The 391-nt window shown below is 73.7% G+C and carries 1 protein-coding gene; it reads right to left on the minus strand.

The genetic code is table 11. The annotated features are described in order from the left end of the window. Window positions 1-391, minus strand: a 391-nt coding sequence (locus tag AC0AIB_RS31590; RefSeq protein WP_465098142.1) for a metallophosphoesterase, incomplete at both ends; no start/stop codon positions are given.

The raw sequence follows: 391 nt of genomic DNA on the forward strand, positions 1-391 counted from the left end.
CGAGCAGGACGGCGGCGCGGCCCCGGTCCCGGTCGCCCAGCGCCTTCACGAAGTCGGGCCCCTGGCCCTCGGTCTCGCCGGCCACGTCGTTGACGCCCGCGAGGTCGAAGCCCTCGATCTCCACCCGGGCGTTCTCCAGCGGGTGCAGACCCAGCTCCCGGACGTGGTCGACCCACTGCTCGGCGCCGGAGAAGTACTCGTGGTTGCCGGTGACGAAGAAGCTTCCGTGCCGGGCGCGCAGGGCCGCCAGCGGTTCGGCGGCGGAGCCGAGGTCGGCGACGGACCCGTCGACGAGGTCGCCGACGACGGCGACCAGGTCGGGCGAGGTCCGGTTGATCGTGTCGACGATCCGGCGGGTGTGGGCGCGGCCGAGGATCGGGCCGATGTGGAT

This window comes from Micromonospora sp. DSM 43699, assembly GCF_055517075.1.